This is a genomic window from Micromonospora sp. GCM10011542, assembly GCF_042650685.1.
Taxonomy (GTDB): Bacteria; Actinomycetota; Actinomycetes; order Mycobacteriales; family Micromonosporaceae; genus Micromonospora.
Genome location: NZ_JBHSBO010000065.1, coordinates 1 through 1,273, shown reverse-complemented (window position 1 = coordinate 1,273; position 1,273 = coordinate 1). Strand labels below are relative to the sequence as shown.

Here is a 1,273-nt window from a genome sequence, read left to right as displayed (position 1 = left end):
ACCGTGTACCTGTACGCCAGCCGCGGCTGAACCCCGCAGGCATCCGCTTCTGCCGCCGACCGCGTGTCGCAGACGGCGACCGGTCGCAGCTCACGGCGTCCACAACCCGAACATGCAGGTCTTGGACAGTGCGAGCCCGAGCCTGGCGTCGATGAGGGCATCAGGCATCCTGAGCGCTGTGAGTGATGGGTACATCCGCCTGATCCCGACGGACCTGAATTGGCAGCCCACCCCCGAAGCCGCCGCCGAGGCCGTGGCCTACGTCGCTCGGCTCTTTTCCGGTCCCGACGACGACGTCGAGCATGTCGACCACGAGTTCTACGACCAGGTCACTCTCGTCGACGCCGGCGAGAACACCACTCGGATCACGTGCTCGCGCTGCGCTGGGGAAATCGACATGGAGTGGTTCTACGATCTGATCGAGGAGAGCGGCGAGAGCTTCGACAACCTAGATGCGACGGTGCCGTGCTGCGGTGCGCTCGTCTCACTGGACACGCTCCACTACGACTGGCCGGTCGGCTTCGCGCGATTCGAGGTATGCGCCATGAACCCGACTCGCGCAAAGTACGAACTTGATGCCCAGGAACTCGTCGACGTGGCCACCCTCCTTGGCCACCCCGTCACGCAGATCCTCGCCCACTACTGATCAGCCGGCCCGGGTCGGTTCGAGGCCAAATCAAGCGGATGTCCTGGCCTCCTGCTACCGCAGGAGCCTGGAGATCGCCGATGAACTCGACGCCCGAACCCCGGCCTTCCCGGCGATCGCGACCGGCGTGTACGGCTTCCCTCCCGACCAGGCCGCCCGGATCGCCGTAGCAGCGATCAGGTCTGCATCGACGAACGTTCAACGGGTACGACTCGTCGCATTAGACGAAGAAGGCCGGAAGCACCTGCAGGACGCAATGACGGCCACAGGCTGATCCGTCCGGATCTGCCGCGAGGCGCTCGTAACCGGAGGAGAGGTCAGCGCCGGTGCTGGCGTCCGATCCTGCCGATGAGCGGATGGTTCGTCGATACCGGCAGTGACATGATCAACCTATGGCGGACAACTTGTTTACTTCCGGGCCCTCCGCCTTTGACCAGCATGGGCGAGGTTGTACAGGTGACATACGGGGCCGACCCTGTTAATCCTCATCGCCGCCACGGTCTTCCTGGTCCGCCTCGCAAGACCCTGACCGCCTGCCTCGACCGCCAGGGAAGATAGTCGATGGGCTAGTGCCGTGACCACGAACGTTCACGGTGTTGGTTGACACGCCGTCCGGCCTGTCGGTCT

Annotated in this window: 1 protein-coding gene and 1 pseudogene; both read left to right on the top strand. The window is 64.4% G+C overall.

What is annotated here, in order from left to right:
- Positions 1 to 112 precede the first annotated feature (112 nt).
- The gene (locus ACFOW4_RS27940; RefSeq protein WP_377533208.1) at positions 113 to 646 is read left to right on the top strand and encodes a hypothetical protein; all 534 of its coding nucleotides are present in this window, start codon (positions 113 to 115) and stop codon (positions 644 to 646) included.
- Positions 606 to 920 (top strand): annotated as a pseudogene (locus tag ACFOW4_RS27935) (macro domain-containing protein); the annotation flags it as partial. The gene ACFOW4_RS27940 and the pseudogene ACFOW4_RS27935, both read left to right, overlap by 41 nt.
- Positions 921 to 1,273 lie beyond the last annotated feature (353 nt).

Coding starts and splice junctions, on each gene's coding strand:
- ACFOW4_RS27940 (WP_377533208.1), top strand. CDS start 113: ATGCAGGTCTTGGACAGTGCGAGCCCGAGCCTGGCGTCGATGAGGGCA.